We start from the raw sequence: 21,900 nt of genomic DNA, 5'->3' as shown, positions 1-21,900 counted from the left end.
TCCGGGCTAGTGCGCGACCACGGCTTCGCCGGAGGCGGCCATGATCTTTTCCTTGGTGACATCAGAGGCGAACTCGGCCGATATCTTGCCGCGGTGCATGACGATGATGCGGTGCGCGATGCTCAGGCATTCATTGACTTCGGACGTCGAGTAGATGACCGCCAATCCCTGCTTCGCTCGCTCGGCGAGCAGCTTGAAGACTTCTGCCTTTGCGCCGATGTCGATCCCGCGGCTCGGTTCGTCGAGCAGGATGACTTTCGGCTGCGTTGCCAGCATTTTGCCGATGACGACCTTCTGCTGGTTGCCGCCGGACAGCGAACCGATCGCCGCCGCGCCGCCATCTGTCTTCACATGCACACGCCGGATTGCGTCGTTGACGAGATCGCGCTCGCGCTGACCGGAGGTAAAGAGGCCCCTTGTGAACGCGCGAATGCTTGCAAGCGACAGGTTGGAGCCGACCGTCATCGTCTGAACGAGACCGTCGCGCTGGCGATCTTCGGGCACGAGGACAAGACCGCTGGCAATGCGACCGGCGATGCTGAGCCCGCCGACGTCCCGCCCTTCGAGGAGAACCTGCCCGCCACTCGAGCGCAGGCGACCAGCGACGCATTCGAGGAGTTCGGTGCGCCCGGCACCCATCAGTCCGTAGATGCAGACGACTTCGCCGGCACGCACCTTGAGCGACAGGCGATCGACCGCGTTGTAGGCGGCGCCGGAGGGACCCGGAACACTGAGATTTTCGATGGAAAGTGCAACGCCGCCGAACTGATGGCTTTCCGGTGGGCTGCCGAGATCGAAATTCTCGCCGACCATGTTGCGGACGATCCACTCGAGATCGATGTCCCTGCGTTCCGCATAGGCCGTCATGTTTCCGTCGCGCAGCACGACGGCGTGATTGGTGATCTGCAACGCCTCTTCCAGGTGATGCGAGATGTAGACGATCGAGACGCCGCGGCTCGTCAGGTCGTGGATGACCTTGAAGAGGACTTCCACCTCGGTGGCGCTCAGCGCCGAGGTCGGTTCGTCCATGATTAGGATGCGCGAATTGACCGAAAGGGCGCGCGCAATCTCGACGATCTGCTGCTGGCCAAGACGGAGATCCTCGACGCGCGTCAACGGATCGATGTCTTCCTCGAGTTCTTCCATGAGCGCCTGCGTCTGGCGCTCCTCTTCGGCGAAGTCAACGACCCCGCCCTTGATGATCTCCCGTCCCATGAAGATGTTGTCACGGACACTGAGATTGGGGGCGAGACTGAGCTCCTGGTGAATGATGGAGATTCCGCGTTCGCGCGCATGGGTCGACGAGGTAAAGCTGATCGGCGCGCCGTCGAGGATGATCTCGCCGGAGCTCGGCTGGACGACACCCGAAAGGATCTTCATCAAGGTCGACTTGCCGGCCCCGTTCTCTCCGAACAGCGTGGTGACCTGGCCGCGATGGATGTCGAAGTTCACTCCCTTGAGTGCGTGAACATTGCCGTAGGATTTGGCGATGTTGCGGGCGGCGAGGACGACCTCGCCCTTTGCTGAGATGTCAGGGTGCGGCTGGCTCATTTGACCTCGACCTTGACAGGCGTGACGAGCCAGTTCTTCGGGTTGATGAGCTTGAAGACGCCGACCACCGTCGCCTGCTTGCCATCCAGTGTGTCAGGATCGAGGCCGCCGAAAACCGCTTTCTTCATCTCGTTGTTGATGGCCGAACCGGCATCTTGGTACTGGATCTGATTGGTGAACTGGCCAAATTCGATGGTGCCCGTTGCATCGCGGAGGTCCGTGCCGTTGACCGCAGGACCGGTCTGGACACGGACCACCGTCTCGGGAGGCAACCCATCGATCTTCATCTCGTTGGTGTTGGACTTGCGGGCACCGAAGACGCCGGTCAGCGCAACCGGAATGACCGGCCCGGTGCTCGTCGCAGTCCCGAATTTTTCGGCGGCGGCCTTTTTGTCGGCGGCAATGGCAGTCGCAAGGTCTGCCGCCGCAACGGCCCGCTCCTCGACATTCACCCTGATCTTCGGAAACTGTTCGGCGCCGAACGTCTCCGGGGAAAACGCCTGCTGCCGGACATCGTTTTCGGAGCCGATCTTGACGACCGTCGTATCGAGCGCGATTGCGCCGACAACCACGATTGCCAGCGCCGCGCTCACGATGAGCTTGCGATTGCCGCTTGGCTTTGATGCTGCATGTTCGGGCTGTGTGCTCATGTCTGAACGGCCTTTGTCTTGGAAACGGCGAGGTGGAGAAGGCTAGCGCGACGGCGATCGTAGACGGGCCGAAGCACTGCGCCGCGCCGGAATGGAAGCCGGCAGGTCACGCGCAAGAGCGCAAGTCTGGACGAAAATCCGCATCGGAAGCCTCCTCACAAAGACCGGCGCCTGTCTCCTCCAACCGCCTGGGCCTGCAACATTCCATCAGGAAGCAGGCTTCCGTGATAGAACTATGTTACTTATGTCGGCAAACATGTTATAAATCTTAGTGGCTGTCAACGGTGCTTCCATAAGAATTTGACCGGATGGACGGCGCTTCACATACTGCCTACAACGGTGCAGCGCAGCAACAATTGACAGCGGATGCACACGTCACCGATGCCAGAGGCTCAACCAAAGTGGCATACAATGATTTGTTTTAAATAGGATAATTTCAATCCTGCGCGTTGCGGTCGTCGCCGGCGACAATGATGCAGTCGGCCAGCACGAAGGCATCTTGCCGCACTCCCATTCCATTTATTTTAGCTGAAAAAATTTTCATTGCTAGAAAATTATTACTAGCAATGTGATATCTTTATGTTATATGTCACGACAAGGCTCATGGGAGGCTTCGGCTACTCGTTCGATGCGGAATTGCACAATGCAGCGCGTTTGCCGCAGCCCGCAAAAGGACTGAAGTTGGTAGCCGGATGCATCATCTCAACGAATTTGGCCAAGCGGGAGGACGTCAGATGAATTGGACGCGCGTATTGCCCACCGCGGCGTTCGCAATGGTGGCGAGATAGTCCTGCAATGACATGGACCCATAAGATCATCATCGGGATAGATGCCGGCACCTCCGTCATCAAGGCGGTCGCCTTCGATCTCTCCGGACGCCAGATCGCCACGGCCTCCGTGCGCAACAGATACGCAACCGGCGAGGACGGATCCGCGACGCAGTCGCTGGGCCAGACATGGCTGGATTGCGCCAGCGCGTTGCGCGGCCTCGGGGAAAAGGTATCCGATCTCGCGTCGCGCACCGCAGCCATTGCCGTGACAGGACAGGGCGACGGTACGTGGCTCGTCGGCCGCGGCAATACGCCCGTCGCCGATGCCTGGCTGTGGCTCGATGCACGCGCCGCGCCCACGGTCACGTCGCTCGCGGGCGGAAACCAGAATCGCGCCCGCTTCGAGGCGACGGGTACCGGCCTCAACACCTGTCAGCAGGGTGCGCAACTCGCCCATATGGACCGCTTTTCGCCGGACCTGCTCGACCGGGCTGAGACGGCGCTGCACTGCAAGGACTGGCTCTACCTCAACCTGACGGGCGTGCGGGCAACCGATCCGTCCGAAGCGAGCTTCACCTTCGGCAATTTTCGGACGCGCCAGTATGATGCGGTGGTGATCGATGCGCTCGGCCTCGACCATCGGCGTGCGCTCCTTCCCGAGATCATCGACGGCACCGAGATCAGCTACCCACTGACCGCCGAAGCCGCTAAGGCATGCGGGCTTCTCGCCGGAACGCCAGTCTGCCTCGGCTATGTCGACATGGTGATGACGGCGCTTGGCGCAGGCGTGCGCAGCGGCGCGCGCAATGCGGCCTGCTCGACGATCGGTTCGACCGGCGTGCACATGCGCGCCAAGGCCGCTGCCGACGTTCAGCTCAATCGCGAGGGAACGGGCTATGTGATCGCCCTCCCCATCCCTGGCATCGTCACCCAGGTGCAGACGAACATGGGCGCCACCATCAACATCGACTGGATCCTGGAGGTCGCTGCCTATCTGATGGCTGAGGCGGGCAAGACTGCTTCGCACGCGGATCTCATTGCGCGCATCGACGGCTGGTTTGCGGAAAGCCGACCGGGCTCGGTGCTCTATCATCCCTATATTTCCGAAGCCGGCGAACGCGGGCCCTTCGTCAACGCCAACGCCCGCGCGGGCTTCACCGGGCTTTCGACGCGGCATGGGTTCCCGGACCTGCTGCGCAGCGTTGTCGAGGGACTGGGACTTGCGACCCGCGACTGCTATGCGGCGATGGGTGCGATGCCCGAAGAGTTGCGCGTCACGGGCGGCGCCACGCGCTCGGTCGCCCTGCGCCGTTCGCTCTCGGCCGCGGTCAACGCACCGATCCGGCAGTCGCGCCGCGATGAGACGGGAGCCGCAGGTGTGGCGATGATGGCAGCGGTAGCCGTCGGCGTCTATCCCAGCATGGACGATTGCATTGCCGACTGGGTGACGCCGCTTCTCGGCGACGCGGAGATTCCAGATATCGCCGAGGCTGCCCGGTTCGACCGGCTGTTTTCTGCCTACACGGACGTGCGCCAGGCAATGGTGCCCGCCTGGGACAAGCTCGCCGGTGCCGCAACTTCATCGTCGACGGCAGGCGAGTAAATCAAGTTCTGATGCAGCAAGGCATCGAGGGAGCATGACATGACCGAACCCGAACTCCTGGATCTCTTCGTCATCGGCGGAGGCATCAACGGCGCGGGGATCGCGCGCGATGCCGCGGGCCGCGGCCTGAAGGTCGCCTTGTGCGAAAAGGACGATCTGGCGCAGGGAACCTCGTCGCGCTCGGGCAAGCTGGTACATGGCGGTCTGCGCTACCTCGAATATTACGAATTCCGCCTGGTGCGCGAGGCCTTGATCGAGCGTGAAGTGCTGCTCAACGCGGCGCCGCATATCATCTGGCCGATGCGCTTCGTCCTGCCGCACAGCCCTCAAGATCGCCCGGCCTGGCTCGTGCGGTTCGGTCTCTTCCTCTATGACCATCTCGGCGGCCGCAAAAAGCTGCCGGGGACGCGCACGCTAAACCTGCTGCGCGATCCGGAAGGCACGCCGATCCTCGATCAATATACGCGCGGCTTCGAATATTCCGATTGCTGGGTCGACGACGCCCGCCTCGTGACCCTGAACGCGCTCAGTGCGGCGGAGAAGGGCGCATTGGTTCTGACCCGGTCACCGGCCGTCTCAGCCCGCCGCGAAAACGGCAGCTGGATCGTCGCGACGAAGAACAGCCTGACGGGAGAGACGCGAACCTTCCGCGCAAAATGTCTCGTCAACTGCGCCGGGCCCTGGGTAATGGACATCATCAACCGCGTCGCAGGTTCCAACTCCAGCCGCAATGTGCGCCTCGTGAAAGGCAGCCATATCATCGTGCCGAAGTTCTGGGCCGGATCCAACGCCTACCTGGTGCAGAACCATGACAAGCGCGTCATCTTCATCAACCCCTATGAGGGCGACAAGGCGCTGATCGGGACGACCGATATCGCCTATGAAGGCCGCGCCGAGGAGGTCTCTGCCGATGAGACGGAGATCGATTATCTGCTGAAGGCCGTGAACCGCTACTTCAAGGAAAAGCTGCGCCGCCAGGACGTGCTGCACAGCTTCTCCGGCGTTCGTCCGCTTTTCGACGACGGCAAGGGCAATCCGTCCGCCGTTACCCGCGACTATGTCTTCGATCTGGACGAGACGGGAGGCGCTCCCCTGCTCAACGTCTTTGGTGGCAAGATCACCACTTTCCGTGAGCTTGCCGAACGCGGCATGCAGCGCCTCACGCATATTTTTCCGAACATGGGCGGGGACTGGACCGAGAAAGCGCCCCTGCCCGGCGGCGAAATTCCCAATGCCGACTACGAAACCTTCGCCAACAGCCTGCGCGATGCCTATCCCTGGATGCCGCGCAAGCTAGTGCATCACTACGGCCGCCTCTATGGCGCCCGCACCAAGAACGTAGTTGCAGGTGCGACGAGCGTCGAGGGGCTCGGACGCCATTTCGGCGGCCAGCTCTACGAAGCCGAGGCCCGCTATCTCGTCGCCACGGAATGGGCGGCGGCGGGCGAGGACATCCTCTATCGCCGCACCAAGCACTACCTGAATCTGAGCGAAGCGGAACGCGCAGCTTTTGGCGAGTGGTTTGCTTCGACCCGCCTTGCAGCAGCCTGAAGGAGGTTCGATGCCGCTGACTCTTTCCCTCAACACCAATCCGCTGGTAAACCGCTTCGCGGATCCCGATGACCTCATCGACGCGGTTGCCCATGCGCTCCGCATCCGCGATCTCCAGCTGACGCACGAATTCATCAATCCGAGCTGGCAGGCGCCAGTCATCAGGCGATTGACCCGCGTTATGGACAAGGCGCTGCAGCGGACCGGCGTTCGGGTAACCTCCGGCATGACCGGCCCCTACGGACGCCTCAACCATTTCGGCCACCCGGACCCCGATGTCCGGCGTTACTACATCGACTGGTTCAAGACCTTCGCGGACATCGTTGCCGATCTCGGCGGCGATTCTGTTGGGACGCAGTTTGCGATCTTCACCTACAAGGACTTCGACGATCCGGCGAAACGCGAAGCGCTGATCAAGATCGCGATCGACTGCTGGGCAGAGGTGGCCGAGCATGCGCACGCAGCCGGCATCTCCTACCTATTCTGGGAGCCGATGAGCATCGGCCGGGAGTTCGGCGAGACGATCTCCGCGTGCCTGTCGCTTCAGGAGCGGTTGACGGCTGCGAAAATGGCGGTCCCGATGTGGATGATGGCGGATATCGATCACGGCGATGTCACGTCCGCCAACCCAGACGATTTCGACCCCTATGCCTGGGCGCGTGCCGTTCCGCCGGTATCGCCGATCATTCACATCAAGCAGAGCCTGATGGACAAGGGTGGACACAGGCCGTTCACGGCTGAGTTCAACGCGAAGGGCCGCGTCCAGCCGGCACCGCTGCTGCAAGCCTTTGCCGAGGGAGGGGCAAAAGACAATGAAATCTGCCTCGAACTCTCCTTCAAGGAACGCGAGCCCAACGATCGACAGGTCATCCCGCAGATCGCCGAGAGCGTCGCCTTCTGGGCGCCTCATATCGACACCGGGGTCGCCGACTTGAACATCTGACACGGAGACCTCTAAAAGGCAGCATCGCGATGCGGCGGATTCGCCGTGTACGACATTCGAAAGGGAGCCGTGATGACGGACGCCGATGATACGCTTGCCGTACGTGCTGCCTGGCTCCACTACGCGGGTGGCCTGACCCAGTCCGAGGTCGCCCGGCGCCTTGGCGTGCCATCGGTGAAAGCACATCGACTGATCGCGCGCGCGGTTGCAGATGGCGTCGTGAAAGTCACGATCGACGGCGATATCGTCGAATGTGTCGAGCTGGAGATGCGCCTTTCCGAACGGTTCGGGCTTCAGTATTGCGAGGTCGCGCCGGATCTCGGCGAGGAAGGGCTGCCGCTTCGCGCGCTGGGGCACGCAGGCGCCGGCTACCTCAAGCGGGAGATCGAACGCGGCGACAATACGGTCATCGGCCTTGGCCACGGCCGTACGCTCTCAGCCGCAGTCCAATATATGCCGCGGGTAAACGCGAAAGACCTGCGCTTCGTCTCATTGCTCGGCGGCCTGACAAGAAACTATGGCGCCAACCCCTACGACGTGATGCACCGCATCGCCGAAAAGACTGGAACGCAGGCCTATGTCATGCCTGTTCCCTTCTTTGCCAATACCGGCGAAGACCGCGAAGTCCTGAAGGCGCAGCGTGCCGTCAAAGAGGTCTTCGATCTTGCCAACAATGCCGATCTAAAGCTCGTGGGCCTGGGAACCGTCGATGCCGAGGCGCAGCTCGTTCTGTCGGGCATGGTGGAGCCTAAAGAAATCGAAGCGATTGCCGCAGCAGGCGGCGTCGGCGAAATCCTCGGGCACTTCTTCGATGCAGACGGCCATATCCTTGATACGCCTCTGACGGCGCGCACGCTGTCGGCATCGTTTCCGAAGACCAAGAAGGAGCGGCTCGTGGCGCTGGCTGGCGGACAGGCAAAGGTGCCGGCCATCAGGGCAATTTTAAACAGCCGCCGCCTTTTCGGGCTCATTACCGACGAACGCACCGCAAAGGCGCTGCTGGCGTAGCGCGAAACACAACATAAATTGATCGCAAAATCACACCATTGATGTTGCTTATCACGATGGTTCCGTTATCTTATCTCCAAACCAGTGGAGACCGGAATGAAGCGGGAAGAGCGGCAGCAGCTCATCGTCAATCTGCTCGTCGAAAACAAGACCGTCGACCTCGACGACCTCGCCGATCGCTTCATCGTGTCGAAGATGACCATCCATCGCGATCTCGACGATCTCGAACAGGCAGGCGTCTTGCGCAAGGTTCGCGGCGGCGCGACGATCGACGCAGGAACGCAGTTCGAAAGCGACTTCCGTATTCGCGAGAGGCAAGGCAACGAAGCCAAGATCGCCATGGCTCATAGCGCACTGGAGCTGGTCGAACCAGGCATGACCGTGATGGTCAACGACGGTTCGATGGCCGCAGTGCTGGGCGAAATGCTGCTGCAGAAGCGGCCGCTGACCGTCATCACCAACAACGCTGCGATCATGGAGCGGCTGAAAGGCGAGACCGGCCTCACGCTGATCGGACTCGGCGGCATCTATTCGGCGAAGTTCAGCGCCTATCTCGGCGTTGTCACCGAAGAAGCGCTGTCACGGCTGAGGGCCGATATCGCTTTCATTTCGACCCCCGCCGTCAGCGGCAGGCTTGCCTATCACATGGACGACAATGTCGTGCGCGCCAAACGGGCAATGATTGCATCGTCGGCCAGGACCTGCCTCTTGGTCAACCATCAGCGCATCGGTCATACCGCACTGCATGTCATGGCGGATCTGGCCGACTTTGACGCCGTTATCACCGACAGGGCGCCTGACGCTGCTGTCCTGGAGGAATTCGAGCGGGCGGGCGTCACGCTCACCGTCGCATCAACGCAGGATCCGACATGACCGAAAAACCGCGTTTCTGGGTTGGTACCAGCTGGAAGATGAACAAGACGCTTGCTGAGGCCCAGCACTTTGCAAAAGGGCTCGAAGTTGCCGATGCGGCAGGCGATCTTCGCATCCAGCGCTTCGTCATTCCGCCCTTCACAGCCGTACGCGAGGTCAAGTCGATGCTTGCCAAGACCTCCGTGAAGGTTGGCGCACAGAACATGCACTGGGCCGACCAGGGTGCCTGGACCGGTGAAGTTTCGCCGCCGATGCTGAAAGACTGCAATCTCGACTTGGTCGAGCTCGGGCATTCAGAGCGTCGCGAACATTTCGGCGAGACCGACGAAACGGTGGCCCTGAAGACCGAGGCTGCCGTGCGCCACGGCCTCATTCCGCTGATCTGCATCGGCGAGACGCTTTCCGACCGGGAAAGCGGGAAGGCCGCCGAAATTCTAGCCGCGCAGGTGCGGGGCGCGCTTTCGAAACTCTCCGGCGACCAGAAGGCTGCCGAGATTCTCCTAGCCTACGAACCGGTCTGGGCGATCGGCGAAAAGGGCATCCCGGCGACCGCAGACTATGCGGATGCCCGCCAGGCCGAAATCATCGCCGTCGCCGAGGAGGTACTGGCCCGCAAGATCCCCTGCCTCTATGGCGGGTCGGTCAACCCGCAGAACTGCGAGGAACTGATCTCGAGCCCGCATATCGACGGGCTCTTCATCGGCCGTTCGGCCTGGAACGTCGAAGGCTACCTCGACATCCTGGAAAAATGCACCGCCAAACTCTGAGGAGAAAGACAATGAAGCTTGCTATTGCAGGAGACAGCGCCGGCGAAGGCCTTGCCAAGGTTCTGGCCGACCATCTGAAGGACCGTTTCGACGTACACGAAGTTTCGCGCACGGGTACCGGCGCCGATCCCTTCTATGCAAACCTGTCGGACCGTGTCGCCTCGGGCGTCATCGACGGCACCTATGACAAGGCGATCCTTGTTTGCGGCACCGGCATCGGCGTCTGCATCTCGGCCAACAAGGTTCCGGGTATTCGCGCAGCGCTGACGCACGACACCTATTCCGCTGAACGCGCCGCACTTTCAAACAACGCACAGATCATCACGATGGGCGCCCGCGTCATCGGGACGGAACTCGCGAAATCCATCGCGGATGCATTTCTCGCCCAGACGTTCGACGAGAACGGCCGTTCGGCCGGCAACGTCAAGGCCATGGACGAGCTCGACGCCAAATACAACGCCCGGTGACAATAATGCGAAACGGCCGGTTCACGCCGGCCGTTTGATGGCTTTGAAATTGTCGGAGCACGGGCTCGGAAGCGAACCTCGGCCCAATTCGGAGGTCCGCCGGCGATCCAAATTCTATTTTGGAAAATTGTATCGTTCAGTCAGATTCCATAAATCTCGATTGATCTTGATCAAGGATTGGATGCTCTCCTTTATCCGCACGATCTCCTGATCGTCGAGTTCCTCGATCTTTCCGTACTTTATTTCGTCTCGGCTTTCGAAGATCCGCATCGACTGCGTCAGACCCCGGCCGCTGTCAGGGTCAAATGAATAGATGCAGTGGTTGTACTTGTTTCTGAGTTTGCCTTCCTCGGAAAGGCGCCTTGTTGCATCCAAGACCTCGGCTCTGCAAGCTGCAGGCGTCCGCTGCATCTTCGCCAGCCGCTCCACGAGATCGATGCGCGCACGCGAGGTATTCAGCGTCAGGAAGATCACGATCGCCGTTTCCTTGTCGGACTGGCAGAGCCCGGCAATCATGTGAATCAAGAGGCTCTCGGTGTTCGTCCACGTGTAGTTTAATTGCCCAAGCAGCAATAGGACATCCTGAAACTTACGCATCGTCGCCTGGCACCGAACCGCTGCCCGATCGAACAGAACCGTCCGGCAAAGCCTCACCGCCGTATGTTTCCTGATGCTCGAAATAGATCGCGACGGCTTCCGTCCTGTTGTGGACGCCGAGCTTGGTAATGATGTTGTGGATGTGAATCTTCACGGTGTGTTCAGACAAGCCGAAAGCGGCCGCAATGATCTTGTTCTGATTGCCCAATGCAATTCGGGCTAAAATCTCGTTTTCACGTTTTGTCAGCTGATGCATTGTTTTCCCTCGGATTTCCTGCGCAAAGCGCAGTTTCGTCTCCATGGGCGAATCGGACGAACGAGAGCTGCCAGCCTCCCACAATACACCGTCTTGATTGCTATAGGTGACCGATGGAAAATACGTCCCACCCTTCAAAATGATCCGCAGTATCGACAGCAGAACGTCGAGGCTCACGTTCAACGGCAGAATGCCGCGAACAAGCCGGGTGTCAATGAAATGAAGCCGGCTGGCGCTCTCTCGCTGATCGCCCTCGGTAACGATCACCACCGCGACAGCGGGGTGGCGCTTCAGGATCTCGCCAGCGCAGCTATTAAGACTGTGCGCGAGCTCGAGATCAACCAGCAGGAGCCGCAGGGGTATTTCGAACTCTGATAGCGCCGCTTTCAAGTCTGGAACATTCTTGACGCAAAGCGACGGGAATTCTCTTTCGATAGCCGCAGCGATTGCGTCGGAAACGACGTCGGGTGGGCCCACATACAAGAGTGTACGCAAGTAGCGCATCGCCTCCAACGGCGGCACCAGTTCCACGCTGAAGTTGTGCAAGGTCGGCGCATCGCGCGTCATTATAGCAAGCCTCCCCAGGCATTTTCGCGGAGCGCGGTGCGCCTCCCCTCCGTCTCTTGCTGGAAAATCTAGTCCAAACAGACCCGATTGGGAATAGCTCGAACGAGCTATGGCCGCCGCTCAACACCTCACTGGCATAGCGCTACATATCGCGCATAACGTGTGTGAAAGCGTTTTTTCGCGAAGAATCAATGGGGAGGCGCGCACGAACTATCTACCAAGGCGGTAGCTGGGAACACGCACTACCTCTTGTGGCGGGCTGCTAGCACTTAAGGCCTAGGAGAAAGGATCAATGGCTCGGTGTGCGGGGGTGTTGTCCATTCGAGCAGGCGGCGGCTGGCATGAATTTGACCATGCCTTCGGCCGGCATGCAGCGACCTCAGGGCAATCGGCAGCGCAAGACAGATCGAAGAACGGCGCTCATTGCCGGTATTCGCGAGCAATCTGTTTCAAAACAACTCACTTGGGCCGCTCGGCATCCAAAACATCGAAAACAGCCGCCCCCGGCCCCGCTCCCCAGCGGGTACTAGCTCCATCTAGCAGCTTACCTTCTCTGCATATTAGCAGCACATTCAGAGTTGCGGCTGGGTCTGGAGGGTCGCCTGCGGGGCATGCAGTGGCTTCGTGTGTCGAGCCTCCATTCAAACCTGCCGTGTCGCCAACAACGGGAGGACTTGCCAACAGATCATGCAATCCAAGCACGGGGAGGCGGTCACCCGATAAACTCCGCCCTTCATCAGATCGTTCAAGTTCAACATCTGCACGGCCAAGACCATAAATAAGATGAATTGTGGCCAAGCTGTCGCGGATCCAGAGCCAGAGGACACGACAATGGCTGACAAGCACAGACACAACTATGATCCGTCATCCCATGACGACGATCAGGAACAACAGCAGCAGCAGCGTGAGCAACAACAGCAGCAGGAGCAGCAGGAACAGGGCCAGAACCAGCATCAGGGAAGTGAATCGGAGAACTACAACGGCAATGGCAACGGAAACCTGAACCTCAACGGCAATGGTAGCCTGAACCTGAATGGCAACGGCAACCTCAATGGCAATTTCAATGCCAGCGAGAACTACAACGAAAACAGCAATACCACGACTGTCGATGTCAACGTCGACGTCGGCCTGGAAGGCTATTTGCCGAGCGACGACGACTTCGCTGACACCGACGTCAGCGGCGGCAGCTCCATCGACGGCCTGTTCAACACCAAGTTCGACGACATTCTCAATGGTGCGCTTACCGGCGAGGGCAATGATGTTGGCAATGTCATCAATCAAATCGCCAACCTGCAGGACAATGATCATCTGGACAAGGCAGAGGTCTCCAACGACGGAACCTTCGAGCTCAACAACAATGCCAATGGTKGATTGGCCTTCGCGTCCGATGGGATCAGCGGCGGTGGCGACGGCGGCAAAGGCGGTAGCGACGCCGATGCCGATGGTGGCAATGGGGCAAGCGGCGGCGGCGCGACAGCAGGCGCCGGCGTAGGTGGCGACGGGACCGGCGGTCTTGCCGGCAGCCTGGCATTTGGCGGCACCAGCGAAGGCGGCGATTCCGACGGCGGTGATGGAAGCAGCGGAAATGCCACAAGTGGCAACGCTCAGGGTGGCTACGGCCACGGCGGTCGCGGCGGCAGCGGTGCTGAAGGCATTGGCGTCGGTCTGGGCCTTGGACTTGGCCTTGGCGCGGGGCTGGCACTCGCCGGTGATGGCAGCAACGGCGGCAACAATACAGCCGGCAACGGCGACCAAGGTGGAGACAGCGGTGACGCCAATGGCGGTAACGCCGACAACGCCGGAGACGGTGGTGCCGGAACCGGCGGTGCTGCCGCTACCGGTGTGGGGGCCGTTCTCGGATTGATCAACCCAGTGTTTGCCGACAGTGATGGCGGCGATGGCACTGCCGGGGATGGCGGAAACTCTACCGGCGGAGCGGGTGGCGGAACCGGCGCAGGCGGTGCCGGTGGTGCGGGCGGAAATGCTTCGGACGCCGGTGACGGTGGCCGCGGCGGCGACGCATCCGGGACTGGTACTGGATTTGGTGGTGGCGCTGGATACGGCGCTGGAAACGGCGGCGACGGCGGCGACGGTGCGGCCGGAACCGGTGGAGAGGCCGCCACGGGCGACGCCACGACTGGCGCCGGTTATGGTGGAGATGCCTGGGCTGGCGGCGGCGACGGCGGGACTGCCCTCAGCGGCGCATGGGCCGGTGGCATCGGCGGTGACGGCTACGGCGGTTGGGCCTTCGGCGGGCACGGCGGAGACGGCGCAGACGGCGGCATAGCCACCAACGGCGATGGTGGTGCCGGCGACGGCGGCTCCTGGGGTTCAGGCAATGGTGACGATGGTTACGTCACCGGCACGAGCTCTGCATCGGCTGATGCCGTCATCGACACCAGCGCCTTCAATCAGGATATCGTGATGGGCGCCAACCTGCAGCAGAACGCAATCGACATGACCATCGTCGGCGGCGACCTGACCAGCACCGTGATCGGCGATGATGCGAGCGATGGCAGCAGCTAAGGCCGAATACGCTTAGATCAATTGTAAAACAGGCAAGGCAGGTTGCGTGCGGGTACTGCACGCAGCCTGCCCAAGGTGCGACCGACCTGATCTTCGCGGCAAGGATTAGAGAGGGCCGATGCTGACAGAGGAGTACATGCCGTGACGATGATGGATAAGATCACAGAAGAGATCGCCCACTTCATCGGCGTCTTTCATGTAAGCGTCGAAGACGCGCGGTATAGAGAGGCCTATCAGGAGTTCACTCTCAACCCGGTACAGTCTGAACCGGATGTGCATCCTGTTATCGTTTCAGACTTCGCGGCGCCCTTTGAATTGCTCGATTACGAGCCGGGAATTGACTATCGCTCTCCCGGTCATGATCCCTGGCACGTACGTCCCTGGCCCCCCATGTTCCATGGCTTGCCACACCCTCACGGTGCTGACGACTTGCACGTGGGCCGGGAACATCACTGGCCACATCATTGGTCCTATCACACCGCCCACTCGACGATGAAATTTACCCCGCCGGAGATGGAACCGCCTGGGTCGGTGGCCAACTATCTCAATCAGGCGATCGTGCTGTCGGACGCTGACTATTTTAGCGTCGGCGGGCACGGCCTCGAATTCTCTCCCGATCGCATCGACAATTCGGCGCTGTTTTCCGGCGCAGAATCCGCAGCCTCGCTATCGCCCATCGGCGATCTGGACATGCCCGGATCGAGCATGGAAACCATCGAGGTCATCCAGACGGCGATTGCCCAGCTTGACGCTGCCGCGTCGGCCCCGGGCCAGGCGGCCCAGATCTTCTTGCACGGCACGGAAGCCATCGAGGGCATCTACGTCAATGGCGAGCTTGTCGACGAAGCGCCTGTGCTTGAAGACCACTACACGTTTGACGAAAAAGCCAATGACAGCGAAGTCGATCCGCAATCCAATACCTTCACAAGGGAGGACGGGTCCGTCGCCATTAAGGTTTCGGTCGAACTGCAAGCGGGCGGAGACACTCTGGTTAACGACGCCGTCCTGAAGAACTTCTGGAGCGGCGGAGCGGTGACGGCGGTTGTCGGTGACCACATCGAACTGAATGCGATTGTTCAAATCAACGCGATCTGGGACGCCGACGCGATCACATCTGCGGTCAATCATTGGACGACAGGTGAAGCCAACGAGTTGTTCAACATCGCAACGTTCGAGCGTCTGGACAACTCAGGGCCCTCGGGGGGCGATCCGTTCCACTCCAGCGACTATCCGGCCTACTGGTCGATCACCGAGATCAAGGGAGATCTCATGATCGTGAACTGGCTCGAACAGCTTGTCTTCATGAGCGACAACGATGTCGGCGTTCTCTCGTCGTCCGGCGTTACGACGAGCATCGTTAGCGGCGACAATCTTGGTGTCAACCACGTCTCCGTCGTGGAACTGGGCTTTGCCTATGACCTGATCATCATCGGAGGGTCGGTCTACGACGCCAACATCATTCAACAGATGAACGTCTTGTTCGACAACGATCTGGTGGGTGCTGTGTCCGGTTTCCAGACCACTGGGGTGGGCGGGGTTTCCTCGTCCGCAAACCTGCTTTGGAACCAAGCGCACATCTACAATATCGGCGGATCAGACCGGTTCGATTCTTTGCCGCAAGACTACCTGGATACCGCCAACGCGCTCGCAGGCGGCGGCAAGGATATTCCAGGTGGCGTGCTTTCGGACCACGCGTTTGCGGGCCTTGATGGATTGAGGGTCCTCTACATCAGTGGCGACCTCATCAACCTTCAATACATCAAGCAGACAAACATTCTGGGCGACAGCGATCAGATCGCGCTCGCAATGAATGCGGTTTCTCCCCACCCCGATGCGGAATGGTCAATCTCGACGGGTTCGAACGCACTCTTGAACAATGCAGCGATCGTCGACCTCGATTCTTTCGGAAAGACCTATGTCGGCGGCGAGCAGTATTCCCAAGAAACGCTCTACCAAGCGGAATTGATATCGCACCAGCCTGACTTCGGAGGCGCCAATCCGGATGCACTTGTAAACGAGGCGATCCTTTTCCTCGACGACTCGATGCTGGCTCCGTCCGATGCAACCCAGACCGGGACCAGTAGCCCAGCAGATTACGATGCCCACCCGGATGACGGGGTCAACACCATGCTCGGACATTAGAGGGACACATGTATGAGATCCGTAAGAGCCCCCCAGTCCCGACTGGATTAATGGTGGCCAGACCAGACAACACCAACCTGCGTCAAGTCGCTCCTGGCGACATGGCCGATCGCTATCAAGAATTCGAGCGTGCCGTGGAGGAATGCGTCACCGTGGCGTCTGAGCAGAGAATGCTTGGGCAAGCGCCGGCAACGGTGGCCACTGAGGTGACGCCGCGATCCCCTTACGTGGTGAGCGACAACCCGACCTCATCGCCGCAAGCACAGCCTCCGTTCAGCGAGCCAGTTGCAGAGGCACCGGTCGAGAACCGGCCAAGACCGTCGGTGCGCGAGGCCCCCACATCCAAGGCCGTGGATGGGTTGAAAGTGATTGAGGGCGACTGCGGCCCGATAGCCGCCAAGCACGACACAGTCGACAAACCATCGTCCGGAGGCGGCGGGACAGGAGCCGGCAACGGAGGCGGCACGTTCCACAAGCGCCTGGCGCCGGTCGATTTTAATGCCAGCCTCAAGGCAGGCATCAGTGCGGTGCGGCGGAATCTGATGGTCGTCTTGCTGTTTACGCTGGCAAGCAACGTGCTTGTGCTGGCTATTCCGATCTATCTGTTCCAGATTTCCGACCGTATCCTGACCAGCCGCTCGATCGACACCTTGATCATGCTGACCCTCGTGATTGTCGGCGCGATCATCCTGCAATCCATGTTCGACGCATTGCGGCGTTTCGTGCTGATGCGCACGGCGGTTGAGGTTGCCGCGCAGCTCGGCGCCCCCATTCTGAGCGCAGCAGCGCGTGCGTCGCTGCAGGGCAATGGTCGCGAATATCAGACGCTTGGGGACCTTCAGCAGGTCCGCGGCTTTCTGGTTTCGAGGACGTTGCTTTCGTTTTTGGATGCACCGATCGCACCCGTTTTCCTCGTGGCGGTTTTTCTCATTCATCCGGATCTCGGGTTTATCGTCGTGGTGACCGCGGTCCTGCTACTGATCCTCACCCAGATAAACCAGCGAATGACGGCAGCCCCCTTTGCCGAAGCGAACACGGCGCAGGTGAAGGCCAATCTTCACCTCGATTCCATGACCCGCAATTCGCAGATCATCAATGCGTTGGCGATGATACCGGAGGCAGTACAGATCTGGGGACAGGACACAGCCGCCTCCCTGAAGGCGCAGATCATCGCCCAGGACAGGAATATAGCGATCGCTGCGGTTTCAAGAGGCACGCGTCTTCTGACGCAAGTGACCATGCTCGGCTGGGGTGCCTATCTCTCGGTTGAGGGCGAACTGACAGGCGGCATGGTGATCGCCTCTTCGATCATTGCCGGGCGAGCACTTGCCCCGATTGAAGGCGCAATCGAGGGCTGGAACCAATTCAGCCAGTCGCGTGCGGCCTACGGGCGGATAGCAGCTTTGCTGCGAGCCTCGCCTTTCAATTTCGAACGCCTCAATCTGCCCAAGCCCGAAGGCCGTCTTGACGTCGAGCGACTGCTTTACGTGCCGCAGGGAACCAAGCGTGTCGTCCTCAATGGCTTGTCGTTTGCCCTGCAGCCCGGCGATTCTCTTGCCGTAATCGGCAACTCCGGCGCGGGCAAGACCACGTTGGGCAAAATGCTTGTGGGATCGATCTTGCCAACCTCGGGAAATGTCAGGCTTGACCTCATGGATCTGCGCAATTGGGATCAGCGCCAGTTCGGTGAGAACATCGGCTACCTGCCCCAGGACGTGCAACTGTTCCCGGGCACGATCAAGGCCAATATTGCCCGCATGCGGATGGACGCCGACGATGCGCAGATCTACCGCGCCGCCATGCTGGCCGATGTTCACGAGATGATCGCAAGCCTGCCGCATGGGTACGAAACCGTGGTCGCTGCCGACGGATCCCCCCTTTCCGGTGGCCAGAAGCAGCGTGTCGCACTCGCCCGCGCCTTCTTCGGAGATCCGCACCTGGTGGTGCTGGACGAGCCGAATTCGAACCTCGACACGGCAGGCGAAGCGGCGCTCGTTCGCGCGCTGCAGCATGCGAAGGAGCAGAAAATAACGATGGTAACCATCACCCAGAGGCCCGCGCTTCTCAACAATGTCGACAAGATACTGCTGCTGGTGAACGGCACCGTGGCGCTCTTCGGTATGCGCATGGACGTTCTGCAGGCGATGGGGACCCGCGGGATCAGCATCGAGGGTGGCTCGTTTGGTCATCAGTTGCAGTAGGAGGCGAGTATCATGTCCAACGTCGCCAAGATCCACGACATAGAATGGTACGCTGACGTACCGCGATCCATATGGAAGCAGACGACCGTCGGGTTGATCCTCATTGGGGTGGCCTTCGGTGGTTTCGGCACATGGGCGTCGACAGCCCCTCTTGCCGCGGCCGTGATCTCCCAGGGTCGGTTCGTCGCCACGGGTCAGAACAAGATCGTGCAGCACCTGGAGGGCGGCATCATCAAGCAGATCCTCGTCAACGAGGGAGATCAGGTGACGGAAGGTCAGCCGCTTGTCCTGCTCGACGAGACCGCAGCAAAGTCAAAAAAACGGGAGTTGTTTCTGCGGCGGATGAGATTGGATGGCACGGCGGCTCGATTGACCGCCCAATCTGAACGCCAGGACAATCTTGTGATCACGGACTTGCTGAACGACTATCGCGACGATCCGGATGTCTGGTCAATTCTCGTCAGCCAGCAACTCAATTTCAAGGCCCAGCAGTTGAAGCTGTCCAGCGAACTTTCCCTGCTCGAGCAAAACGTAAAGGCCCTGCGCTTTCGCGAGGAAGGCTACAGGCGGCAACGGGATGCGACAGTGCTGCAGGTGGATCTGCTCAAGGCCGAATATCAGGACAAGCAGTTGCTGCTCACAAAAGGCTTGGTGCGCGGCAACGATGTGAAGGCGATACAGCGGGCGATTGCCGAGGCCGAAGGACAGGTTGGAAGGCTTGAAGCGGAGATAGCGGAAACGCAGGCACAATCGGTAAAGGAACAGCAGGAGATCCTCCGGACAGAAGGCGTCTACCGCGAAGAAGCGCTTGACCGGCTGCAAGCGATTCAGGGCGAACGAGATGTCGTTCGCGAGCAGTTGCGCGAAGCTGAAAACGTCCTTCAGCGCGCAACGATCAATTCTCCCGTTGCAGGCACCGTCGTGCGCACGCACTACCATACGACGGGCGGCGTCATTGAGAGCGGCAAGGCCATTCTCGAAATTCTTCCCGCGGGCGTGCCCTTGCTGATCGAGGCGCAGATACGCCGTAACGACATCGACAGCGTGAAGGTGGGCCAGGTCGCCACCATACGCCTGATCGCACTGAACCAGCGAACAACACCCGTCCTGCATGGCGACGTGATCTATCTTTCGGCTGACGCCTTGCAAGACAGCAAGCCTGGCATGGCAGATCATGATGTCTATGTCGCCCGGATCAACGTCTCGCCCGAAGAAATCGCAAGGGTGCGGGGGTTCACCCCAACCCCCGGCATGCCCGTCGAGGTGATGATCCAGACAGCCGAGAGAACATTCTTCAGCTATATTGCGAAACCGGTGACGGACAGCATGTCGCGGGCGTTCTCGGAACAGTAAGAGCGGTCGGCCTGAAGATCGCCCTTGACTGACGAAGAATTGACGAAGTGTCTGGCTACGCTGGTCTCCGGGCTAGAACATTGGGTCAGTTCCTATGAGACGATTTCATTCAGCAGCATTCGCGGCACTTTTTCTCGCCACCCCTTGCCTTGCCGCGCAGGCAGCGTCCCCGTTCGACATTTTCAACCAGAATTGCCTGTCTCCGGGACCCTATTTCGAGCGGACTGTGGGGCTCGCGAAGGATCGAAGCTGGACACCCCTTGCAACCGATATGGCCGTCAGCCTGACGCCCGTTGAAAACCCGGTCGCTCTGGAGGGATGGGTCATCGGTGACGGGGAGAGCGGTGGTTCATTCGAAGCAGTCGTCGTCTCGAAGTCAACCTTAGGCGGGAAGGCTATCGAAGGCTGCACTGTGGCCTTCACAGAGGTCGACGCGGAAACCTTCGAGTTGTCGCTCAAAGACCTCTTGGCCGCCCGGCCGGCAGGAGAAACGCGCGGCCAGGACAGCGTTCACAAGGCCTATACCGCGAGCCTCGCCGGACGGGAGCTGGCGATCACCCTCACTCTTCCGCTCTATCCAAAAGGCGCCGACCAGGTAGTCGTCAGCGTCGTCGCGGAACAACAGCTGGAAAACTGACGGCAACCTTGCATCGGCAGGGGTGCTATCCGCGGGCTCGCCTAAAGGCTAGGCATAATTTTGCAGATCAGGCCACGCGCCATGTGCGAGGAGGGACACTCTTCCCTCCATCATCATGCAGAACCAATTGGCTCTGCAGCCGGGACAAAGGGACAAAAAAGTCCGCCGGGTTCCGGCGGACTTTTTTTAGGATGCAAGATGGCGTCAGCTTGCCTTAGCGAGCAATGGCTGCGCGTGCCACGCTGTGGATATCCGAGCGGTCGATGCCCAGGTCCTGCAGTTCGCGTGAGGTCATACGGCCAAGTTCGGAGACCGTCTGACGGTACTTGCGCCAATTGTTGAAAGAGCGTGCTACGTTCATGATAATCCCCTTTCCTGGGCTTTCGAAGCAGAGCAGCCAGTCCTTGGCGCTTTGTTTGCTTCGATGACCTCCATATAGCCTCGCACGGGATTGACGAACAGTGGCAGGACATCACGCCACCCATGCAACCCGAGCATGGCGGCGAGTGGTCGCCGAGGCCATTGTCGGAAAGTGGTCACAAACGCCCTCGCCTGTGTGAGTACGGATCAATGCATCTGCCCGCTAGTAGCAGTTCTGCGCCCACCGGCCCGCCATGCCCGCCCCGGGCGGCCCTAGCACGATGATCGAGCGATCGCGGCCGTCCGCGCCATAGCGGAGCTGCTGCCGTTGGCAGCGCGGCTTGAGCCCAAACTGGTATTGCCACGAACCTGCCCCGTCGGGAACCAGCGCGTCGCCACTTCCCGAGATGCAAAGGCGCGAAAATCGGATTGAACTTATTCTTGACTATTCATTCCAGAATTGCTATTTGCTCCGTATGGCAAGATCAAAGGAATTCGACAAAGAGCAGGCTCTGGACGCTGCCATCGATGTGTTTCGAGACCACGGGTTCGAGGGCACATCGACCGACATGCTTGTGAAATCGATGCGGATCGGGCGGCAGAGCCTCTACGATACGTTCGGAGACAAGTGGCAGCTTTATCGATCGGCCGTCGAGCGATATGCGACGCAGGAGACCAATGCCCATATCGAAATCCTTCGTCGCGAGACTCAAGCGGTGGAGGGTATCCGACAGATGATCGAACGGGTCGTTGAATTTGCGGGGCTGGCCTGCCTCGGAGTCGGCTCGATTTGCGAATTCGGCCAAACGCGCGCTGAGCTCATTGCCGTGCATCAGCTTGCCGACCGTCGCCTCAAGGACGCCATGCGTCACCGCATCGCCGAGGCGCAGGCCGCCGGTGACGTCTTCGCGGGCTTGTCTCCGGCAGAGGTGGCAGATTTTCTGGTTGCCAGTTTCGCCGGGATCCGGATCGCCGCGCGCGGCGGTGCGGACCGCACCCATCTCCAATCCCTGGGCCGGCTTGCACTGCGCGCCATCACATAGGCGGCAACAAAAAAATTTGGATAATTCTGGAATGA

The 21,900-nt window shown here is 60.2% G+C and carries 18 protein-coding genes; 13 read left to right on the top strand and 5 right to left on the bottom strand.

The genetic code is table 11. The annotated features are described in order from the left end of the window. Positions 1 to 6 precede the first annotated feature (6 nt). Positions 7 to 1,551, bottom strand: a complete 1,545-nt coding sequence (locus tag AC1DMK_RS21055; RefSeq protein WP_477861687.1) for a sugar ABC transporter ATP-binding protein — start codon at positions 1,549 to 1,551, stop codon at positions 7 to 9. Further along, complete coding sequence (locus AC1DMK_RS21050) at positions 1,548 to 2,201, bottom strand: DUF2291 family protein (protein WP_477861685.1); 654 nt, start codon at positions 2,199 to 2,201, stop codon at positions 1,548 to 1,550. The genes AC1DMK_RS21055 and AC1DMK_RS21050 overlap by 4 nt, the downstream gene beginning before the upstream one ends. A gap of 795 nt (positions 2,202 to 2,996) precedes the next feature. Here AC1DMK_RS21050 and AC1DMK_RS21045 point away from each other — a divergent pair. From AC1DMK_RS21045 to derI, 7 genes are all read left to right on the top strand, one after another. Continuing rightward, on the top strand, positions 2,997 to 4,574 hold the full coding sequence (locus AC1DMK_RS21045) for an FGGY-family carbohydrate kinase (protein ID WP_037058339.1): 1,578 nt from the start codon (positions 2,997 to 2,999) through the stop codon (positions 4,572 to 4,574). A gap of 39 nt (positions 4,575 to 4,613) precedes the next feature. Further along, a complete protein-coding gene (locus tag AC1DMK_RS21040; RefSeq protein ID WP_477861683.1) occupies positions 4,614 to 6,125 on the top strand; it encodes a glycerol-3-phosphate dehydrogenase in 1,512 nt (503 codons plus the stop codon). Positions 6,126 to 6,135: 10 nt separating this feature from the next. Then, complete coding sequence (locus AC1DMK_RS21035; RefSeq protein ID WP_477861681.1) at positions 6,136 to 7,068, top strand: TIM barrel protein; 933 nt, start codon at positions 6,136 to 6,138, stop codon at positions 7,066 to 7,068. 72 nt (positions 7,069 to 7,140) lie between these two features. Further along, a complete protein-coding gene (locus AC1DMK_RS21030; RefSeq protein WP_037058334.1) occupies positions 7,141 to 8,076 on the top strand; it encodes a sugar-binding transcriptional regulator in 936 nt (311 codons plus the stop codon). Positions 8,077 to 8,172: 96 nt separating this feature from the next. Next, positions 8,173 to 8,949 carry a DeoR/GlpR family DNA-binding transcription regulator gene (locus AC1DMK_RS21025; RefSeq protein ID WP_037058333.1) on the top strand — a complete coding sequence of 259 codons (777 nt, stop codon included), beginning with the start codon at positions 8,173 to 8,175 and terminating at the stop codon, positions 8,947 to 8,949. Beyond that, on the top strand, positions 8,946 to 9,716 hold the full coding sequence (locus AC1DMK_RS21020; RefSeq protein ID WP_037058332.1) for a triose-phosphate isomerase: 771 nt from the start codon (positions 8,946 to 8,948) through the stop codon (positions 9,714 to 9,716). Before AC1DMK_RS21025 ends, AC1DMK_RS21020 begins: the two co-directional genes overlap by 4 nt. An 11-nt stretch (positions 9,717 to 9,727) precedes the next feature. Continuing rightward, positions 9,728 to 10,183, top strand: coding sequence for a D-erythrulose-4-phosphate isomerase (gene derI / locus AC1DMK_RS21015; RefSeq protein ID WP_057469535.1), 456 nt, complete (start codon positions 9,728 to 9,730; stop codon positions 10,181 to 10,183). Positions 10,184 to 10,297: 114 nt separating this feature from the next. On the opposite strand, the gene AC1DMK_RS21010 is transcribed toward derI, so the two are convergent. Next, entirely contained in the window at positions 10,298 to 10,780 is a 483-nt protein-coding gene (locus AC1DMK_RS21010; RefSeq protein WP_051973871.1) for a hypothetical protein, read from the bottom strand. Next, entirely contained in the window at positions 10,773 to 11,603 is an 831-nt protein-coding gene (locus AC1DMK_RS21005) for a response regulator transcription factor (protein WP_477861678.1), read from the bottom strand. Before AC1DMK_RS21005 ends, AC1DMK_RS21010 begins: the two co-directional genes overlap by 8 nt. A gap of 831 nt (positions 11,604 to 12,434) precedes the next feature. On the opposite strand from AC1DMK_RS21005, the gene AC1DMK_RS21000 reads away from it, so the two are divergent. The 5 genes from AC1DMK_RS21000 to AC1DMK_RS20980 all read left to right on the top strand — a co-directional run bounded on the left by AC1DMK_RS21000 (position 12,435) and on the right by AC1DMK_RS20980 (position 20,462). Then, a complete protein-coding gene (locus tag AC1DMK_RS21000; protein WP_477861676.1) occupies positions 12,435 to 14,129 on the top strand; it encodes a hypothetical protein in 1,695 nt (564 codons plus the stop codon). Positions 14,130 to 14,276: 147 nt separating this feature from the next. Beyond that, on the top strand, positions 14,277 to 16,271 hold the full coding sequence (locus AC1DMK_RS20995; protein ID WP_477861782.1) for a hypothetical protein: 1,995 nt from the start codon (positions 14,277 to 14,279) through the stop codon (positions 16,269 to 16,271). A 101-nt stretch (positions 16,272 to 16,372) separates the two neighbouring features. Further along, complete coding sequence (locus tag AC1DMK_RS20990; RefSeq protein WP_477861781.1) at positions 16,373 to 18,472, top strand: type I secretion system permease/ATPase; 2,100 nt, start codon at positions 16,373 to 16,375, stop codon at positions 18,470 to 18,472. A gap of 12 nt (positions 18,473 to 18,484) precedes the next feature. Beyond that, complete coding sequence (locus tag AC1DMK_RS20985; RefSeq protein ID WP_037058329.1) at positions 18,485 to 19,825, top strand: HlyD family type I secretion periplasmic adaptor subunit; 1,341 nt, start codon at positions 18,485 to 18,487, stop codon at positions 19,823 to 19,825. 94 nt (positions 19,826 to 19,919) lie between these two features. Then, entirely contained in the window at positions 19,920 to 20,462 is a 543-nt protein-coding gene (locus AC1DMK_RS20980) for a hypothetical protein (protein WP_477861674.1), read from the top strand. Positions 20,463 to 20,676: 214 nt separating this feature from the next. Here the strand turns inward: AC1DMK_RS20980 and AC1DMK_RS20975 are convergent, their stop codons facing one another. Continuing rightward, positions 20,677 to 20,823: a DUF1127 domain-containing protein gene (locus tag AC1DMK_RS20975; RefSeq protein ID WP_080725425.1), complete on the bottom strand. Its 147-nt coding sequence runs from the start codon at positions 20,821 to 20,823 to the stop codon at positions 20,677 to 20,679. A gap of 475 nt (positions 20,824 to 21,298) precedes the next feature. Between AC1DMK_RS20975 and AC1DMK_RS20970 the strand changes: the two genes are divergently transcribed. Further along, positions 21,299 to 21,865, top strand: a complete 567-nt coding sequence (locus AC1DMK_RS20970) for a TetR/AcrR family transcriptional regulator (RefSeq protein ID WP_477861672.1) — start codon at positions 21,299 to 21,301, stop codon at positions 21,863 to 21,865. The last annotated feature ends 35 nt before the right edge of the window (positions 21,866 to 21,900 follow it).

Source organism: Rhizobium sp. 05L419, assembly GCF_056397845.1.
Note: the sequence above shows the minus strand (reverse complement) of the source record. Positions and strands in the feature narration are given on the sequence as shown.